This is a genomic window from Mesoflavibacter sp. SCSIO 43206 (assembly GCF_019904215.1).
Classification (GTDB): Bacteria; Bacteroidota; Bacteroidia; order Flavobacteriales; family Flavobacteriaceae; genus Mesoflavibacter; species Mesoflavibacter zeaxanthinifaciens.
Map to the genome: position 1 here is coordinate 1561533 of NZ_CP063201.1, position 19861 is coordinate 1581393.

Annotated in this window: 13 protein-coding genes; all 13 read left to right on the top strand. The window is 31.9% G+C overall.

The window, feature by feature from the left end:
- Window positions 1-2 precede the first annotated feature (2 nt).
- The 13 genes from INR78_RS07220 to INR78_RS07280 all read left to right on the top strand — a co-directional run bounded on the left by INR78_RS07220 (window position 3) and on the right by INR78_RS07280 (window position 19848).
- The gene (locus INR78_RS07220) at window positions 3-1166 is read left to right on the top strand and encodes an amylo-alpha-1,6-glucosidase (RefSeq protein WP_223075991.1); all 1164 of its coding nucleotides are present in this window, start codon (window positions 3-5) and stop codon (window positions 1164-1166) included.
- A 1-nt stretch (window position 1167) separates the two neighbouring features.
- Window positions 1168-2079, top strand: coding sequence for a carbohydrate kinase family protein (locus INR78_RS07225; protein WP_223075992.1), 912 nt, complete (start codon window positions 1168-1170; stop codon window positions 2077-2079).
- 147 nt (window positions 2080-2226) lie between these two features.
- Window positions 2227-4524, top strand: coding sequence for an NADP-dependent malic enzyme (locus INR78_RS07230; RefSeq protein WP_223075993.1), 2298 nt, complete (start codon window positions 2227-2229; stop codon window positions 4522-4524).
- A 51-nt stretch (window positions 4525-4575) separates the two neighbouring features.
- Window positions 4576-5157: a Holliday junction branch migration protein RuvA gene (gene ruvA / locus INR78_RS07235; protein WP_027879445.1), complete on the top strand. Its 582-nt coding sequence runs from the start codon at window positions 4576-4578 to the stop codon at window positions 5155-5157.
- Window positions 5158-5163: 6 nt separating this feature from the next.
- Window positions 5164-12396, top strand: a complete 7233-nt coding sequence (gene sprA / locus INR78_RS07240) for a cell surface protein SprA (RefSeq protein ID WP_223075994.1) — start codon at window positions 5164-5166, stop codon at window positions 12394-12396.
- Window positions 12397-12458: 62 nt separating this feature from the next.
- Window positions 12459-12839 carry a glycine cleavage system protein GcvH gene (gene gcvH, locus INR78_RS07245; RefSeq protein ID WP_106677472.1) on the top strand — a complete coding sequence of 127 codons (381 nt, stop codon included), beginning with the start codon at window positions 12459-12461 and terminating at the stop codon, window positions 12837-12839.
- Between the two features lie 34 nt (window positions 12840-12873).
- Entirely contained in the window at window positions 12874-13197 is a 324-nt protein-coding gene (locus tag INR78_RS07250) for a VanZ family protein (RefSeq protein ID WP_223075995.1), read from the top strand.
- Between the two features lie 57 nt (window positions 13198-13254).
- Entirely contained in the window at window positions 13255-13977 is a 723-nt protein-coding gene (locus tag INR78_RS07255; protein WP_223075996.1) for an energy transducer TonB, read from the top strand.
- A 110-nt stretch (window positions 13978-14087) separates the two neighbouring features.
- A complete protein-coding gene (locus tag INR78_RS07260; protein WP_223075997.1) occupies window positions 14088-14897 on the top strand; it encodes an energy transducer TonB in 810 nt (269 codons plus the stop codon).
- A 111-nt stretch (window positions 14898-15008) separates the two neighbouring features.
- Window positions 15009-17144: a gliding motility protein RemB gene (locus INR78_RS07265; protein WP_223075998.1), complete on the top strand. Its 2136-nt coding sequence runs from the start codon at window positions 15009-15011 to the stop codon at window positions 17142-17144.
- Between the two features lie 108 nt (window positions 17145-17252).
- The gene (cyoE, locus tag INR78_RS07270) at window positions 17253-18146 is read left to right on the top strand and encodes a heme o synthase (protein ID WP_027879438.1); all 894 of its coding nucleotides are present in this window, start codon (window positions 17253-17255) and stop codon (window positions 18144-18146) included.
- A gap of 3 nt (window positions 18147-18149) precedes the next feature.
- A complete protein-coding gene (locus INR78_RS07275; RefSeq protein ID WP_027879437.1) occupies window positions 18150-18734 on the top strand; it encodes a cytochrome c oxidase subunit 3 in 585 nt (194 codons plus the stop codon).
- Between the two features lie 109 nt (window positions 18735-18843).
- Window positions 18844-19848 carry a cytochrome c oxidase subunit 3 gene (locus tag INR78_RS07280; RefSeq protein ID WP_223075999.1) on the top strand — a complete coding sequence of 335 codons (1005 nt, stop codon included), beginning with the start codon at window positions 18844-18846 and terminating at the stop codon, window positions 19846-19848.
- Window positions 19849-19861: the final 13 nt, after the last annotated feature.

Below are 19861 nucleotides of genomic sequence, written 5' to 3' on the forward strand. Positions count from 1 at the left end.
ATATGCACTACGAAAAGTCCATAGAGTTACTTTTAAAATGCAGTACAGAAAAAGGATTTGTTGCAAGCGCTCAAGATATTTCAAATTATAAACGTGTTTGGGCTAGAGATGGAGTAATATGTGGTTTATCTGCTTTAGCTTCTGGACATAGAGAGTTAATAAAAACATTTAAAAACACATTACTTACACTAGCAAAGCATCAACACGAAGTAGGTACAATACCATCTAATGTAGGTGTTTCAGAAAAAGATGAATCTGTAAGTTATGGTGGATTAGCAGGTCGTGTAGACGCTGCTACTTGGTTTGTAATTGGTGTTTGCCAATACGCTAACTATACTAATGATTTTGCTTTTTTTAATGATTTAAAACCAAAAATATGCAAAGTATTACAGCTTTTAAATGCTTGGGAATTTAATAATAAACACCTAATGTATATTCCGTTATCGGGTAATTGGGCTGACGAATATATTACCGATGGATATGTCTTATACGACCAACTATTAAGGTATTGGGCAATACAATCTTTTAATTATTTAGAAAACGATCAAAGCTTAAGTAATAAGCTTATTCAAATAAAAAATCAAATTAAAGCAAACTTTTTTCCTAATTCTAATAAAGAAAAATTTCATGATCGTGCCTATAATGCAATAAAGATAGATTCATTTTTACCATGCTCATTCTCACCATCAGGATATAAAACTAACTACGACGCGTTTGCAAATGCATTGCTGTTAATTTTAGATTTTGGAGATAAAAAATTTAAAAACAAACTAATAGATTTCAGTTTAGAATTAGCAGAATCTACAAAATTAGGTTTGCTACCTGCTTTTTGGCCAGTTATAAAACCAAACGATCAACATTGGGATTTACTTAAAGACAACTGTAAATATGAATTTAGAAATTACCCATACGAGTTTCATAACGGTGGTAGTTGGGCAATGGTTAATGGTTTTTTTGGATTAGGACTACTTAAACAAGGAAAAACAGAACAAGCAAAAAAAATACTTAAAAATATAGATAAAGTTAATCAAGTTGAAGATTATAAGTTTTACGAAAACTTTAATACTAAAACAACAGAACCTAACGGAGTGCCTTATTGCGCATGGAGCGCAGCAGCATCTGTGCTACTTACTCAGTCTATAAAACAACAAATAAAATTTATTTAAATTGAAAACTATAGATATTTTATGCGTTGGTGAAGTATTGTTAGATTTTATTGGAGAAGAGGCTAATAAAACGGTACAAACAACAAGCGCATATAAAAGATACTTAGGAGGATCTCCTACAAATGTTGCAGTAAATGCAGTAAAGCTTGGCTTAAAATCTGCATTAGTTGCTACTTGTGGTAAGGATGGATTAGGACGTTTTGTAGAAGATAAATTAACCAAAAGCAATGTAGATGTAAGTGCACTAAATAAAACTGAAGAGTATCCAACATCTATCATTTTAGTGTCAAAATCTACAGAAACTCCAGATTTTTTACCATTTAGACAAGCAGATTTTCATATAAATGAAAGTCAAATTTCAGAACAATTAATAGAGTCGTCAAAAATTTACCATACAACTTGTTTTGCGTTAAGTAAAAATCCGGCAAGAACAACAATTCTAAATAAAGCAAAAAAAGCAAAAGAAAAAGGATTGTCACTTAGTATAGATATAAATTATTCTGAAAAAATTTGGCCAAACACAGAAGAGGCAATTTCTGTAATTAAAGAATATTTAAAATTAGATCCTTTGGTAAAATTAAGTTTAGATGATTGTAAGCGATTATTTAAAGAGGATAAAAAAGATCAATTTATTTTTAATTATTTTCATTCTTTAGGTGCATCAGTAGTATGTTTAACAAAAGGCAGTAATGGAGTTGTGGTGTCTGATAAGTCCGGAGAGTTAGTAGAAAAAGCAAGCTTAAAAATAGAAAATATTAAGGACGCAACAGGTGCTGGTGATGCTTTTTGGACAGGTTTTTTATATAGTCAATTAAATAATAAAAACTTAGAGGATAGTGTTGATTTTGCTCAAAAAATAGCAAAACAAAAACTTCAACACGTTGGAGGTTTACCTAATCAAGTTAAGTTTTAAAAAAAATTATTCATAATTTTAAAAAAAGCTACCTATTAAAGGTGGCTTTTTTTATACACTAATTTTAAGCAAACAATTATATAGCTTACATTTGTAATTCAATTTAAACTTAAAAAAATTCCGCGTAAGCAGAAACATTATATCCTTATGAGTAAACAAAGTAGACGTCGCGAAGCTTTAGTATATCATGCAAAGCCAACTCCAGGAAAAATAAAAGTAGTACCAACAAAAAAATATGCAACTCAAAGAGATTTGTCTCTTGCATATTCACCAGGTGTTGCAGAGCCTTGTTTAGAAATAGAAAAAGATAAAAATAATGCCTATAAATATACTTCTAAAGGAAATTTAGTAGCAGTAATATCTAACGGGACAGCAGTTTTAGGATTAGGAGATATAGGTCCAGAAGCTTCAAAACCAGTAATGGAAGGTAAAGGTTTATTATTCAAAATCTTTGCAGATATTGACGTGTTTGATATAGAAGTTGACACAAAAAATGTAGAAGAATTTATCCAAACCGTAAAAAATATAGCTCCAACCTTTGGAGGGATTAATTTAGAAGATATTAAAGCACCAGAAGCTTTTGAAATAGAGCGTAGATTAAAAGAAGAACTGGATATTCCAGTAATGCATGATGACCAACATGGTACTGCTATTATATCTGCAGCAGCATTATTAAATGCTTTAGAGTTGGCAGATAAAAAGATAGATGAAATAAAAATTGTAGTAAGTGGTGCAGGTGCTGCTGCTATCTCATGTACAAGACTATATCAAGCTTTTGGAGCAAAACGCGAAAACATTGTCATGTTAGACAGTAAAGGTGTGATTAGAAGCGATAGGGATAACTTAACAGCTCAAAAAGCAGAGTTTGCAACCGATAGAAAAATAAATACATTAGAAGAAGCAATGCAAGATGCAGATGTCTTTATTGGTTTATCAACGTCAGATATTGTAAATCAAGAGATGTTGCGTTCAATGTCTGTAAACCCTATTGTATTTGCTATGGCAAATCCAGATCCAGAAATAGCCTATGATTTAGCAATAGCTACTAGAGAAGATATTATAATGGCTACAGGACGTAGTGATCATCCTAACCAAGTAAATAACGTATTAGGTTTCCCATTTATTTTTAGAGGTGCTTTAGATGTTCGAGCAACAAAAATTAACGAAGCTATGAAAATGGCTGCAGTTAAAGCTTTGGCAGATTTAGCTAAAGAGCCAGTGCCAGAACAAGTAAATATAGCTTATGGCGAAACGCGTTTAGCATTTGGTAAAGATTATATTATACCAAAACCATTTGACCCAAGATTAATTTCTGAAGTACCACCAGCAGTAGCAAAAGCAGCTATGGAAAGTGGCGTAGCAAAAGAACCAATTGAAGATTGGGAAAAATATAAAGACGAATTAATGCAACGTCTTGGATCTGATAACAAATTAATGCGATTATTATTTAATCGTGCTAAGATGAATCCAAAGCGTGTTGTATTTGCAGAAGCAGATCAGTTAGACGTACTAAAAGCAGCTCAAGTTGTATATGAAGAAGGTATTGCACATCCAATTTTGTTAGGTCGTCAAGAAGAAATAGAGCGTCTTAAAGAAGAAATAGAGTTTGATGCAGAAGTGCCTATTATAGACCCAAAATCAGATGAGCAGTTAGAGCAAAAAAATAAATATGCTCAAGTCTATTGGGAACAACGTCAAAGACGTGGCGTAACTCTTTTTAATGCACAAAAGATTATGCGAGAGCGTAATTATTTTGCAGCTATGATGGTTAACGAAGGAGATGCAGATGCTGTAATTACAGGATATTCTCGTAGTTACCCTTCTGTTGTAAAACCAATGTTAGAACTATTTGGTTTAGCACCTGGTTCTTCAAGAATAGCTACAACAAACTTAATGATGACACAACGTGGACCATTATTTTTAAGTGATACGGCTATAAATGTAGATCCTTCTGCTAAAGATTTAGCTAGAATAGCTCAGATGACAGCAAAAACCATGAAAATGTTTGGTTTAGAGCCTGTAATGGCAATGACCTCATATTCTAATTTTGGTTCATCAACAAATCCAAGAGCATCAAAGGTAAGAGAAGCTGTAAGTTACCTACATAGAGCCTATCCAGATTTAGTAGTAGACGGAGAGTTACAAACAGATTTTGCTCTTAATAGTAAAATGCTTCAAGACATTTTTCCTTTTTCAAAATTAGCAGGACGTAAAGTTAATGCATTAATATTTCCTAATTTAGATGCAGCTAATATTACTTACAAGCTTTTAAAAGAATTGAATAAAGCAGATTCAATAGGACCAATTATGATGGGTATGAAAAAACCTGCTCATATACTACAATTAGATGCAAGTGTAGACGAAATTGTAAGTATGGCAGCTATAGCTGTAATAGATGCTCAGCAAAAGCAAAAACTAGAAGAAAGTCTAAGGAATAAGAAGTAATTTTGAGTAAGAATAATTTTATTACATTTGAGGGTTTAATAGGGCTATTTTATGATTACTCATATACAAGGTAAATTAGTAGAAAAAAATCCTACAGATGTTGTAATAGATTGCAACGGTGTAGGATATTTGTTAAATATATCACTTCATACTTATTCTCAAATACCAGACCAAGAAGCATTAAAACTGTATACACATCTTCAAGTTAGAGAAGATGCACATACGCTTTTTGGATTTGCGTCATTGGCAGAAAGAGAAGTATTCAGGTTATTAATATCAGTAAGTGGTATTGGTGCAAATACAGCAAGAACGATGTTGTCTTCATTAACTCCAAAACAAATTAGAGAAGGTATTGCAACAGAAGATGTAGCTTTAATTCAATCTATAAAAGGAATTGGAGCAAAAACAGCACAAAGAGTAATCATAGATCTAAAAGATAAGATTCTTAAAATCTATGATATAGACGAAGTTTCTGTTAAAGAAAGCAATACAAATAAAGAAGAAGCGTTATCTGCATTAGAAGTTTTAGGTTTTGCTAAAAAGCAAGCCGAAAAAGTTATAGATAAAATAGTGGCTCAACAACCAGATGCCAACGTAGAAACTATAATAAAACTAGCACTAAAAAATTTATAATTTATTTTGAATACAGCTCAACATAGTTTTTATAAATCCACACTAACTAACCTATTTACCACTTTTTTATTATTATTTAGTGTTGTTATTGTAGCTCAAGAAACTCCAGAAACAGAAACCGATAGTACCAAAACAGGCTTTAATTTAGGACAAATACAAATGCCTAATCCAAGCAGTATTGTTTCAAAATACACTTATGATGCTTTAACAGATAGATATATCTATACAGAGTCTGTAGGAGAGTTTAATATCAATTACCCAATAATTTTAACACCACAAGAGTATCAATCTTTAGTAGATAAAGAAAACATGCAATCTTATTATAAAGAAAAGATTGATGCTTATGATGGAAAGAAAGAAAACTCTGAAGAAGCTCAAAAAAACCTATTGCCAGAGTTTTATGTAAATTCAGGTTTTTTTGAAAGCATTTTTGGAGGAAATACTATTGAGTTTATCCCTCAAGGATCTGTAGAAATGGATTTAGGTATCCTTTTTACAAAGCAAGATAACCCTTCATTTTCACCAAGAAACAGACGTAACTTTACTTTTGACTTTGATCAACGTATTAGCTTAAGTATGTTGGGTAAAGTAGGAACACGTTTACAAGTAAATGCAAATTACGATACACAGTCTACGTTTGATTTTCAAAACGTAATAAAATTAGAATATACACCAACAGAAGACGATATCATTCAAAAAATTGAAGTTGGTAACGTTAACATGCCTTTAAACAACTCATTAATTTCAGGAGCTCAAAGTTTATTTGGTGTTAAAACGCAACTTAAATTTGGTAAAACAACAATTACAGGTGTGTTTTCAGATCAAAGATCAGATACAAGATCTGTAGTTGCTCAAGGTGGCGGAACTTTAGATGAATTTGACTTTTTTATTAGAGATTATGATGAAAACCGTCACTTCTTCTTAGCACAATATTTCCGTAACAACTATGATAAAGCATTAGAAAATTACCCGTTTATAAATAACAATATTCAGATTACAAGAATTGAAGTATGGGTAACAAACAGAAGTAATCAAACGCAAAATGTACGTAACGTTGTAGCGTTTCAAGATTTAGGAGAAACAGGTGTTATAGGTAATGCAGGTGTAAATGTTTATCAAGGTCCAAACGCATTTCCGGATAACGGAAACAATGGTTTAGATCCAACAATTATTGGGCAGCCAATGTCTCAATTAACAGATGCAGTAAGAGATATTGCTACGGTACAAAACGGAATTTTAATACCTGGTTTTAACGAAGGTTTCGACTTTGCAAAACAAGAAAATACCAGAAAGTTAATAGAAGGACAAGAATATAAAGTAAACACACAATTAGGATATATTTCTTTAAATCAAAGACTTAATAACGATGAAGTTTTAGCAGTAGCTTATCAATATACTGTTGGTGGGCAAGTATTTCAAGTAGGAGAATTTGCTAACGATGGTCTTGATGCAACAGATGTTAATACCAACTCTCAAGGTCAAGTAACTAATGTAACTAACAACGCATTAGTTTTAAAACTTTTAAAAAGTAGTATTACTAGTGTACAGCAGCCAATTTGGGATCTAATGATGAAAAACATTTACGATACCGGAGCTTATCAATTAAGTCAAGAAGATTTTAAGCTTAATATCTTTTATAACGAAGCTGCACCACTTAACTATATCACACCAGTAGAAGGAACATCTTTTCCTACAGTAGATTTAGATAACAATCCAACAACAGATGATGAGGTTATACAAGAAACTACGCTGCTAAGATTATTCAATTTTGATAAATTAAATTTTAATAATGATCCCCAAATAGGAGGAGACGGATTTTTTGATTTTGTATCAGGAATAACTGTAATACCAGAAAACGGTAAAATAGTTTTTACTAAAGTAGAACCGTTTGGACGTTATTTATTCGACTTATTAGATGATGATGGTAACCCAGGTGATAATGCTGCAGATTATGAAGCAGATACTTACACTAACCTAAACCAAGAAAAATACGTTTATGACTTGTTATATAAAGCAACAAAAACAGCTGCTTTAGACGAGTCCGAAAAAAATAAATTCCAAATAAAAGGACGTTACAAATCGTCTGGTGGTGATGGTATCCCGATTGGAGGATTTAATGTGCCAAGAGGATCAGTACGTGTACAAGCAGGAGGAAGAGTGTTAGTAGAAGGTGTAGATTATACAGTAAATTATCAGTTAGGTAGAGTATACATTATTGATGATGCTTTAAAAGCCTCTAATACTCCAATTCAAGTTTCTACAGAAAATAATTCAATCTTTGGACAACAAACTAAACGTTTTACAGGAATAAATGTAGAACATCGTTTTAACGAAAACTTTGTGGTTGGTGCTACGTATTTAAATCTTAACGAAAGACCTATTACTCAAAAAGCAAACTATGCTACAGAGCCTATAAACAATACAATTTTAGGGTTTAATGGTAATTATTCTACAGAGGTTCCATTTTTTACAAGACTTGTTAATAAGTTACCAAATATAGATACAGATGCACCATCAAATTTTTCTGTTCGTGGTGACTTTGCATACTTACTACCAGGTGCACCAAAAGGAACTAATTTTAATGGAGAAGCTACTGCATATATAGATGATTTTGAAGGGACTCAAAACGGAATTGATCTAAAATCACCGCAATCTTGGACACTATCTTCTAGACCTTTAAATTTAAATAACACGACAGCTTTTGATGCTGTAGGTATAGAAAATGGTTATGGTAGAGCAATGTTAAATTGGTATTCTATAGACCCAATTTTCTACGGAAGTCAAAGACCATCAGGTATCTCAGATGATGATATGTCAAGCCTTTATACAAGCCGAGTATTTGTAAACGAACTTTTTCCGCAGCAAGATATAGCTCAAGGACAAACTACAGTTATTAATACTTTAGACTTAGTTTATTATCCAGATGAACGTGGTCCGTACAATTTTCAACCCGGTTCTGAAAATGGAAATACAGTAAACCCTGAAGAGAGTTGGGCAGGTATAACTAGACAAATAACATCTACAGATTTTGAGCAATCTAATGTTGAGTATATCGAGTTTTGGCTTCAAGATCCATTCCAAGAAAATCCATCTAATCCAGGAGGTAAATTATTTATAAATCTTGGAAGTATTTCAGAAGATATCTTAAAAGATGGTCGTAAGCAATATGAAAACGGTTTACCACAAGACGGTAATATTAGTTTGTTGCCTCAAACAGCTTATCAGTCTGTAGTGCCACAAAACCAAGCGTTAATTTATGCATTTGATACGACAGGAGATGAAAGAACTAATCAAGACGTTGGATTTGATGGTTATAATGACGTAGAAGAAGCAGCTAATTTTCCAGCAGCATTTTCAGGAATAGCAGATCCAGCAAAAGATAACTACAACTATTATTTAAATGCTGAAGGCGATTTATTTGAGCGTTACAAACAATATAACGGTGTAGAAGGTAACTCTCCAGATTTCTTTAGTGATACTAACAGAGGATCAACAACACAACCAGATGTAGAAGATGTTAACCGTGATAATACTATGAATACTATTGATAGCTATTATCAATATGAAATAGAAATAACGCCAGCTACATTAAACTTAGATAACGAGTTTATTGTTGATACTAAAAATGTTAACGGAAACAGTAATCCAAGAGTTTTACCAAACGGAGATACTGCTTATCCAAAATGGTATCAATTTAGAATACCAGTAAGTTCTGGTGAAGCTGTAAATGGTATTACAGACTTAAGATCTATAAGGTTTACAAGACTATTCTTAAATGGCTTTGAGCAACCTACAGTATTTAGATTTGGTACATTAGATCTAGTAAGAAGTGATTGGAGAAGATTTAGATTAGCATTAGATGGCGGTCCAACAGATCCAACATTTGAAGATACAGATTTTAGCGTAGGTGCAGTAAGTACACAAGAAAACGAAGGTAGTTATGTGTCGCCTCCAAGCGTAGTTCCAGAACAATTAAATAATAATAATACCATTGTTAGGCAAAATGAGCAGTCTTTAGTCGTTAAAGTATGTGATTTAAAAGCTAAAGATGCTAGAGCTGTATTTAAGAACATTGCAATAGATATGCGTCAATATAAAAAGTTGCGTATGTTTATGCATGCACGTCAAGGCGAAACACCAGGGTTAGGTGATAATGAGATGGTAGGGTTTATAAGAATGGGTAACGATTTAACCCAAAACTATTATCAAATAGAAATTCCATTAGAAGTTTATAACGGAGGCGGTACAGCAGAAGATTTTTGGCCAGAAGTAAATGAAATAAACTTAAAGCTAGAAGTTTTACAACGCTTAAAAGCTTTAGCAATTAGTAACCAAACATTAACAAGTGGTCAGGCTAATTTTTATGATGTTGTAGGAGATGATTTAATAGAGGTTCCTTTTTCTGAACAATTTGAAGGTTATGTATCTGGTCAACATCGTGTGGCAATAAAAGGTAATCCTAATTTTGGAGATATTAGAACCTTAATGGTTGGTGTAAAAAATGCAACTAATAGTAATTTATGTGGTGACGTTTGGTTTAATGAGCTAAGACTTTCAGACATGAATAACGAAGGTGGTTGGGCTGCAGTAATGAGTGTAGATACTAATTTAGCAGACTTTGCAACAGTAAGTGCTACAGGTAGAATGAGCACTTCTGGTTTTGGAGACATCAACCAAGGACCTAGCGAGCGTAGCTTAGAAGATGTAAAACAATATGATGTTGTAACTAATGTTAATATTGGTCAATTATTACCAGAAAAATGGGGATTACAAATACCATTTAATTATGGTCAAGGAGTAGAAGTGGTAACACCAAAGTTTGATCAACAATACGAAGATTTAGAGCTTCAAACACGAATGGATGAGGCTGCAGACGATGCAGAACGTGATCAAATTTTAGAACAATCCGAAGAATATACTAAAAGAAAAAGTATCAACTTTATTGGAGTTAAAAAAAATAGAACAGGAGAAGCAAAACCACGTTTTTACGACGTAGAAAATTTAACACTTAACTACTCTTACAACAAAACAGAACATAGAGATTTTGAAATTAAAAACTCTGTAGACAAACAAGTAAGAGCAGGCGTTAATTATGCTTATAATTTTGAACCAAAAGTAATTGAGCCATTTAAGAAAAATGATTCTTTATTTACAGGAGAATATTGGAAGCTATTAAAAGACTTAAACTTTAATGTGTTACCTGCTAGTTTTACTGTAAATACAGATTTAAACCGTCAGTATAATAGACAAAAGTTTAGAGACATAGATTTAGGAGGTAATAATATTGGATTAGAAGAACTATACAGAAGAAATTATACTTTCGACTATCAATACAATATCAACTGGAATCTAACAAAATCACTTCAGCTTAACTTATCTGCATCAAATAACAATATTGTTCGTAATTATTTTAAAGACAATATTATTAACGGAGAACCAGATCCTATGCTAGATGTTTGGGACGGTTTCTTTGATTTTGGAGATCCAAACCGTCAACAACAACAAGTTGGTATTAATTATGAAATTCCTTTTGCTAAAATCCCAACCTTAAACTTTATAAAAGCAACGTATAGTTACTCTGGGTTATACCAGTGGCAAAAAGGATCTGATTTATTTGGTAATCTTACAGCAGATGATGGTAATACTTACGATTTAGGTAACTCAATTTCTAATGGTAATTCACACAATATTAATTCAACTTTAGACATGAATAAGTTGTATAAATATTTAGGTATTGCAAAAAAGAGAAGTCCAAGACGTAGTAATAGAGTTAGTAGAACACGTGGTGCTCAACCACCAGCTGTTGCCAATAAAGATGAAAAAGCAAAGCAAAAGAAAAGCGGAGATGGTTTTGGAGCCAAACTAGGCAACTTTGGTATAGGAATATTAACATCGATAAAACGTATACAAGCTGTTTATAGCGAAACTAATGGGACATATTTACCAGGATACTTACAAACTCCAGGTTTTTTAGGTACATCTAAACCAACACTAGGTTATACTTTAGGTAGTCAAAGAGATGTGCGTGATCTTGCAGCAAGAAATGGATGGTTAACCATATTCCCAGATTTTAACCAACAGTATACGACTAACCAAACTAAACAGTTAGATTTATCTGCAAACTTAGAGCCGGTTAAAGATTTAAAAATTGATTTAATTGGATTTAGGACTTATGCTGAAAATTATACAGAAAACTACCGTATAGAAAATGACGAGTATGTGTCTTTAACACCAAATACGTACGGTAATTTTAGTATATCTGCATTTACATTACCAACAGCATTTAGTAAAAGTGATGAGAATGGATCTCAAGCATTTGATGATTTTAGAGCAAATAGAATTGAAGTTGCAAAACGTTTAGCCACACAAAGAGGAATTGATGTGACAGATCCTGCAAATTTAGATGCAGAAGGTTATCCAAAAGGGTTTGGTAAAACAAGTCAACAAGTATTATTGCCATCATTTGTAAGTGCATATACAGGAAGAGGAGCTAACAAAACACCATTAGATGCATTAAGAGATATACCAATTCCTAACTGGGATTTAAAGTATACAGGTTTTATGAAGTTTAATTGGTTTAAAAAACGATTTAAACGTTTCTCTTTAACACATGGATATCGTTCAACATATACCATTCAACAGTTTAGAACAAACTTAGATTATACACCAATAGATTTTACAGTAGATTACGATTCACAACCAAACGAAGCTTTAGATCAAGCAGGAAACTATAAAGCAAAAAGTTTATTAAGCGGTGTAACTTTAACAGAAATGTTTAGCCCATTATTCCGTTTTGATATGGAGATGAAAAACTCAGTAAGAGTACTTTTAGAGATGAAAAAAGACCGTATGCTATCATTAAGTTTTGATAATAATCTAATGACCGAAATTGCAGGAAACGAGTATACAGTAGGATTAGGCTACCGCCTTAAAGACGTACGCATAAAATCAAAATTAGCAGGACCAAGACGATCAATAGTATCAGATTTAATTATGTCTGCAGACTTGTCTGTAAGAGATAACAAAACAATAATTAGATACTTAGATGTAGATAACAACCAAATAACAAACGGTCAAACCATTTGGGGATTAAAATACAATGCAGAATATGCTTTTAGTAGAAACCTAACAGGTATTTTTTACTTCGATTATACTTTCTCAGAATATGCAATTTCAACAGCATTTCCTCAAACAACAATTAGATCAGGTTTAACCCTTAGATATAATTTCGGAAATTAGTAATTCTTTATTTGAAATTATTACTCATTTAAATACATTTGTAGCAACTTAAAAAATAAAAGATGAATATTCCAGCAGATTTAAAATATACTAAAGACCACGAATGGGTTAAAATTGAAGGCGACCAAATAACAGTTGGTATTACAGATTTTGCTCAAAGTGAGTTAGGAGATATAGTTTACGTTGAGGTTGAAACTTTAGACGAAACTTTAGATGCAGAAGAAGTTTTTGGAACAGTAGAAGCAGTAAAAACAGTATCAGATTTATTCTTACCTGTAGCAGGAGAGATTGTTGCTTTTAATGATTCTTTAGAAGACGAACCAGAAAAAGTAAACACAGATCCTTACGGAGATGGTTGGATGATTAAAGTAAAAGTATCTGATGTATCATCATTAGATAACTTACTTTCTGCAGAAGATTATAAAGCCATAATTGGTGCGTAAATTATTAATATTACTTAGCATAGGTTACTCAATTGTGCTTACAATATTAAGTTTATTGCCACAAGTAGGACCAAGTAATATGCCAAGTAATAGTGATAAAGTATTTCATGCAGTTGCTTATATGTTTTTTACCATGATTTGGTATCTAACACTAAAACAAAGTTATTTTTTAAAAAAAGCTTTAAGTAAAGCAGTTGGATTAGCCATAGTTTTTGGCATAATTATTGAAATATTACAACACACATTAACACAGCACAGAGAAGCAGATATTAAAGATGTAGTAGCCAATATAATAGGAGCTCTTTTAGCTGTATTGATTATTAAATTAGCGTTAAAAATGAAAGTTAAAAACAACTAATACCTTGTTTTTTTAGTAAATAAATAGTTATTTTAGCATTCAGTAAAAATCACAAACATGGAACCAAAGAAAAATCCAGAAGCAAATGTAGGTCGTAACAGTAGTCTATATCTAGCAGTAGGTTTAGCACTTATGATGTTTATTTCGTACACAGCGATTAATCATAAAACATATGACAAAGAAGCAATTGACATTGGTCAATTAGATCTTGGTGATGAAATAGAAGAAGAAATTCCAATTACTGAAATACAAAATACACCACCGCCACCACCACCTCCACCAGCAGCTCCAGAAGTTATCGAAGTTGTGGAAGATGAAGAAGAAGTGGAAGAAACAGTAATCGAGTCTACAGAAACAACTCAAGAAGAAGTAATCGTAGAGGTTGAAGAAGTAGAGGTAGAAGAAGTAGAAGAAGTTATTGAAGACGTACCATTTTCAATTATCGAAAATGTGCCAGTCTTTCCTGGATGCGAAAGTGGTAACAACGATGCTAAGAAAAAATGTATGTCTGATAAAATCAATAAGTTTGTGCAACGTAACTTCAATACAGACTTAGCTCAAGATTTAGGTTTAGATTCAGGTATTAAAAGAATCTTTGTATCATTTAAAGTAGATACACAAGGTAATATCGTAGGAATTAGATCTAGAGCTCCGCATCCAAGATTAGAACAAGAAGCTGCAAGAGTAATCCAAAAATTACCTAAAATGAAACCGGGTAAGCAAAGAGGTAAGCCAGTAAATGTACCTTACTCTTTACCAATTACATTTAGAGTAGAATAGTTAAAAAACTATCATATATTAAAAATCCCGTTACAATTGTAACGGGATTTTTGTTTTTGGTATGTTTATTGTGACATTTTCATAATATTAACATTTAAACTTTATTAATTATGAAAAATCTTAAAAAAGAGCACAATCTCACTCGCCAAAATGAGAATAAAGTGCAGCATTCACAAAAACATGATGCAAATTTACAAAAAAACTCAACGTTGTATTTTCAAGTGGGTTTAATTCTTTGCTTATTGGCTGTTTATGGCGCTTTAGAAATGCGTTTCGAATCAACAGATTTAGCTATTGTCGAAAATTCTGTAGTGCCAGAATTTGAAGAATACACTTTAGATCAAAAAAAGTATGTTGTTGAAGATGCAGTTAAAACTGAAGAACCGCAACCAAAAGAGCAACCAAAGGAATTAATTGATTTAAAAGAAGTGCCTGATGATATTCCTGATGAAAAAATCACAAAGAATATTGTTACAGAAACAAATGTAAAGACTAAACCAATTGATTTAAACCCTGACGATTTAAATGTTGATGAACCAGAAGAAGAAATTGAAAAAATTTTTAATGTAAATTTGGTTGAGCAAGTACCAATTTACCCAGGTTGTGAAAGTGAAACCACTAATAATGGGCGAAAAAAATGTCTATCAGATAAGCTCACCAAATTAGTTAGAAAAAAGTTTGATACTGGTCTTGGTAGCGAGTTAGGTTTAAACGAAGGTATTCAAAAAATCTATGTGAATTTTAGAGTTGATAAAGCTGGTAATGTTCAAATTTTAAAGACACGTGCACCACATCAAGATTTAGAAGAAGAAGCTAAACGTGTGGTTAGTAAAATACCACAAATGAAACCTGGTAAACAAGGTGGAAAAGAAGTTTCGGTTTTATATACCTTACCTATAATATTTCAAGTAAGATATTAAACAGATACTATCATTTTTTAAAAGTCGTTATCGTAATAGATAGCGACTTTTTTCGTTTAAAGCTGTTTTAAAAAAAGCCTTATCTTTCAGCAAAATTTAAACCCAAAATAAATGAAGTCATTCATTTTAACCCTATTCACTCTATTAACGTGTCTATCCTACGGGCAAAACAATACTTTTATAAGTAAACCACCGGTTTTCGAAAATTGTAAAAACCAAGAAGATAGTACTCAACTTAATTGCTTTAATCAAGAGGTTTTTAATTTTATATTTAAAAATTTTCAAACACCAAAAGAAATTGATTCTAACTATAAAGGCGAAATAGTTGTGGTTTTTGAAGTAACAGAAAAAGGAGTGTTTAAAACCATTTTTATTGAAGCAAAGCACAAATCGTTAAAGGAAGAAACACAACGTATATTTGATCTATTTCCTCAAATAGAACCAGCAACTTATAACGGTAATCCTACGTTTAGACAATATTCTATGTCTATTTATTTACCATTAAATGAAGCTAATAAACCTTCAGAAGTTGAAGCTTTTAGTGTTGATAACAACAGCAATCAATCTAAAACCAACCAGATTGAACAGTTATCAGCTTTAGAAAAGAAGGCTAAAGCCGAATTTGATAGCGTACAAAAAGCGGTAACAAAATATCAAAATAAAGAATATAACAGTCAAATAAATATCCCATTTAGTCATGAAAACTATTTTCGTTTTGACCGTTCGATGAATTTAGTAGGTACCAATAGTCACACAGCATCAAAACCATTTATGTATGAAGATGTTAAAAATTATTACGATTTTGAAGCAGAAAATGAAGCTTTAAAACAAGATAGACAGACTTGGGCAGGACAAAAATTATGGAATGAGCATTTAGTGCAATTACAAGGAAAAGAGTATTGGTTTACTGTAGATCCTGTTTTTGATTTACAACTGGGTAAAGATACTGATGCAGATTTTGATTACACGTATAACAATACTCGTGGTGTTTATATTCAAGGAGGATTAGGTAATAAATTTAGCTTTTCTGCAACAGTTTACGAAAATCAAGGTCGGTTTGCAGAATATGTTAATCAATATGCAGAAAGTTTAAAGGCGTTTGGTCCTGATCCTGCCATAATCCCTGGTCGTGGTATTGCAAAACGATTTAAAGATGATGCTTATGATTATCCTGTAGCAGAAGGATATTTGTCATATTCACCTGCAAAATTTATTAATGTTCAGTTTGGACATGGCAAGCAATTTATTGGCGACGGTTACCGTAGTTTACTACAAAGTGATGTAGCAAGTCCTTATCCTTTTTTAAAGTTGAATACTAAATTTTGGAAAATTAAGTACACCAACACTTGGACCTGGTTAAAAGATGTAAGACCAGAAGCGGTAGTAGATGATGCATTTAGAACAAAATATATAGCAAATCATTACTTAAGTTGGAATGTCTCAAAAAAATTAAACATAGGATTATTTGAATCTGTTATCTGGGAAAATACTAACGATAGAGGCTTTGATGTTAACTACTTAAACCCAGTAATTTTCTTTAGAGCGATAGAATTTGAAACTGGTCAAGGTGCAGGTAATGCTATTTTAGGAGCTTCAGGAAAATATAAATTTAATGACAATGTAAATGTTTACGGACAATTTATTTTAGATGAATTTTCTTTAAATGATGTGAAAGCAGGAGAAAAAAGCTGGAAAAATAAGTTTGGGTTTCAATTAGGCGCTAAATATTACAACGCTTTTAAAGTAAAAAACTTAATGCTTCAAGCAGAATATAACCAAGTAAGACCGTATACATATTCTCATAATACAATTGTGCTAAATTACGCACATAACAATCAACCTATGGCTCATCTTTGGGGCGCAAATTTTAGAGAGTTAGTTTTGATTGGGCGTTATCAAAAACAACGTTGGTTTGGAGAAGTTAAGGTTATTACTGGTGTTAGAGGTTTTGATTACAATAACGAAACAGATAACTTTAGCTATGGTGGCGATATTTATAGAGATTATAATGACAGACCATTTGATACAGGTGTAAAAATAGGTCAAGGTATAAAAACAACATCAATAAATGCAAGTGCTCAATTAGGATACTTAGTTAATCCAGCTTCTAATTTAAAAGCATTTGTTAATGTAAACTATAGAAATTTTAATCCAGAAGCAGAAACATTAAACGTTTATAATAACAGTACTGTTTGGTTTAACTTTGGTTTAAGAACAGACTTATTTAATTGGTATTTTGATTACTAAAAACAATTAAAACCATCATATTAAAGCCTTAAGTTAAAAACCTTGAGGTTTTTTTATGCTAAATAATCAATTAGCAGTATCTTTGCGCAAGCAAAAAAGTAAGCTAAAATTTTGAGTACAACAACTACGGTCGTAAAACATACAGCAATTTCAGATTTTAAAGAAATTACAAAAATGCGTTTGTCTCTAAGCGTAGTATTTTCATCTATTGCAGGTTATTTACTTGGTGCAGATACAATAAGTGTAAAAGTCTTAATTTTATTAGCTCTTGGCGGTTATTTTATGGTTGGAGCAAGTAATGCTTTTAATCAAATTATAGAAAAAGATTTAGATGCTTTAATGCATCGCACAAAAAACAGACCAGTTGCTTCAGGAAGAATGACTGTAAACACAGCATTTATAATTGCTTGTGTTTTTACTATTTTAGGTATAGTTATTCTTTACACTATTAATCAGCAAACAGCAATGTTTGGTGCTATTTCAATATTTCTTTACACTAGTGTTTACACGCCTTTAAAAACAAAAACACCTTTATCGGTATTTGTAGGAGCTATTCCAGGAGCTATCCCATTTATGTTAGGTTGGGTAGCAGCAACAGATCATTTTGGTATAGAACCAGGAACTTTGTTTGCACTTCAATTTTTTTGGCAATTCCCTCATTTTTGGGCAATAGGCTGGTTTTTATTTGAAGACTATAAACGTGGTGGTTTTTTTATGTTACCTACAGGAAAACAAGATAAAGGAACAGCAATTCAAGTTATATTATACACTATTTGGACTATTTTAGTTTCAATAATTCCAGTTTTTGGTTTTACAGGAAAATTAGAATTATCGATAGTAGCAGCAATTATTGTTTTTGCATTAGGTTTAGTGATGTTATACTACGCTATACTTCTTTATAAGAAAATGACCGAAAAAGCGGCAAAACAATTAATGTTATCTAGTGTACTTTATATAACAATTATTCAAGTTATTTACGTCGTAGACAAATTTTTAAGATAAACAATGGATTTAACCGAAGGAACAATTCAAGAAAAACACAGAAGATCAAGAAAAATGATGCTATACTTTGGTATAGGAGCATTAATTATGTCTTTTGCAGGTTGGACTAGTGCATTTATAGTAAGTAGTTCTAGGCCAGATTGGTTATCAGATTTTGTAATGCCTCAGCCTTTTTGGACTAGCATTATAATTATGATAATTAGTAGTGTAACTTTTATAATAGCTAGAAAAGCTTTAGAAAAAAATAATAAATCATTAACAACTGTAATGCTAGTAGTTACATTTGTTTTAGGGCTATTATTTGTTTTAAATCAAATTAAAGGATTTAATCAAATTATAGACATGGGATATAATTTTACAGGACCAACAAGTAATGTAACGGTAAGCTATATCTATCTTATAGCAGTGGTACATATTATTCATGTTCTTGCAGGATTAATACCAATTTTAGTAGTAATAGTAAATCATTTAAGAGGAAAATATACCTCAGAAAATTATACAGGTTTTGAATTAGCTGAAATATTTTGGCATTTTGTAGACCTATTATGGCTTTATTTATTCTTCTTCTTATATTTTTTCTTAAGCTAAAAATTGGCGTAAAACCTTATTTAGACGCGTTAAAATTTAGCGGAAGCAATTTTTTTAAGTCAATAAATTGATTATTTTTGTCACACTTTTTAACAACTAATTTAACACTATGAGCACGACAGTTGCAACTACCAATACAGAAGGTAAAACTTGGAGTGGTGGAAATGAGCCACTTAAAGCAAGTTATGGTAAAATGATGATGTGGTTTTTTATCGTAACAGATGCCCTTACTTTTTCTGCGTTTCTAGCAGCTTACGGATTTTCAAGATTCAAATTTATAGACTCTTGGCCAATAGCAGATGAGGTTTTTACTCACGTACCTTTCTTACACGGTCAAGAATTACCTATGATTTATGTGGCGTTTATGACGTTTATATTAATCATGTCTTCTGTAACAATGGTATTAGCGGTAGATGCTGGTCACCATATGAAAAAGAATAAAGTAACTTGGTATCTTTTCTTAACAATTATTGGTGGTATCATCTTCGTTGGTTCTCAAGCTTGGGAATGGGCAACATTTATAAAAGGAGATTATGGTGCTGTTCAAACAAAAGGAGGAAACATTTTACAGTTTGGAGAATATAAAACAAACGAAAACGGAGAACAAGAATTTAAAAGAGTAGCAGTTAAAGATTTTGTTATAGTATCTCCTACAGAAAGAACTAATCACGAGCGTAAAAACGGACTTTGGTTTGTAGATGAAGGTACATTACCTCCTTATCAAATCAAAGATGTCGTTGCTGGTTTAGAAGCTAATCCAAATATTTTAGTAAGAACTCAAATTTTAAATGAAGAAAGACAAAAAACTGTACTTTCTCGTGAAGAGTCATTAGCAGCTATCAAAAATAACGGTAAGCGCGTTGTAGAAGGTGCAAACTTAGAAGTTAATGAATATGGATCGCCATTATTCGCAGATTTCTTCTTCTTTATTACAGGTTTTCACGGTTTTCACGTACTATCAGGAGTAGTAATTAATATCATTATTTGGTTTAATGTTATTTTAGGAACTTACGAAAGACGTAAAAGCTACGAAATGGTTGAAAAAGTTGGTCTTTACTGGCACTTTGTAGATTTAGTTTGGGTATTCGTATTTACATTCTTCTACTTAGTATAATTTAATAGAAAAA

Bases quoted from the DNA above. Each gene is read 5' to 3' on its own strand.
- INR78_RS07220 (WP_223075991.1), top strand. From the start codon at position 3: ATGCACTACGAAAAGTCCATAGAGTTACTTTTAAAATGCAGTACAGAA.
- INR78_RS07275 (WP_027879437.1), top strand. From the start codon at position 18,150: ATGGATTTAACCGAAGGAACAATTCAAGAAAAACACAGAAGATCAAGA.
- INR78_RS07280 (WP_223075999.1), top strand. From the start codon at position 18,844: ATGAGCACGACAGTTGCAACTACCAATACAGAAGGTAAAACTTGGAGT.
- INR78_RS07265 (WP_223075998.1), top strand. From the start codon at position 15,009: ATGAAGTCATTCATTTTAACCCTATTCACTCTATTAACGTGTCTATCC.
- INR78_RS07255 (WP_223075996.1), top strand. From the start codon at position 13,255: ATGGAACCAAAGAAAAATCCAGAAGCAAATGTAGGTCGTAACAGTAGT.
- ruvA (WP_027879445.1), top strand. From the start codon at position 4,576: ATGATTACTCATATACAAGGTAAATTAGTAGAAAAAAATCCTACAGAT.
- INR78_RS07230 (WP_223075993.1), top strand. From the start codon at position 2,227: ATGAGTAAACAAAGTAGACGTCGCGAAGCTTTAGTATATCATGCAAAG.
- gcvH (WP_106677472.1), top strand. From the start codon at position 12,459: ATGAATATTCCAGCAGATTTAAAATATACTAAAGACCACGAATGGGTT.
- INR78_RS07260 (WP_223075997.1), top strand. From the start codon at position 14,088: ATGAAAAATCTTAAAAAAGAGCACAATCTCACTCGCCAAAATGAGAAT.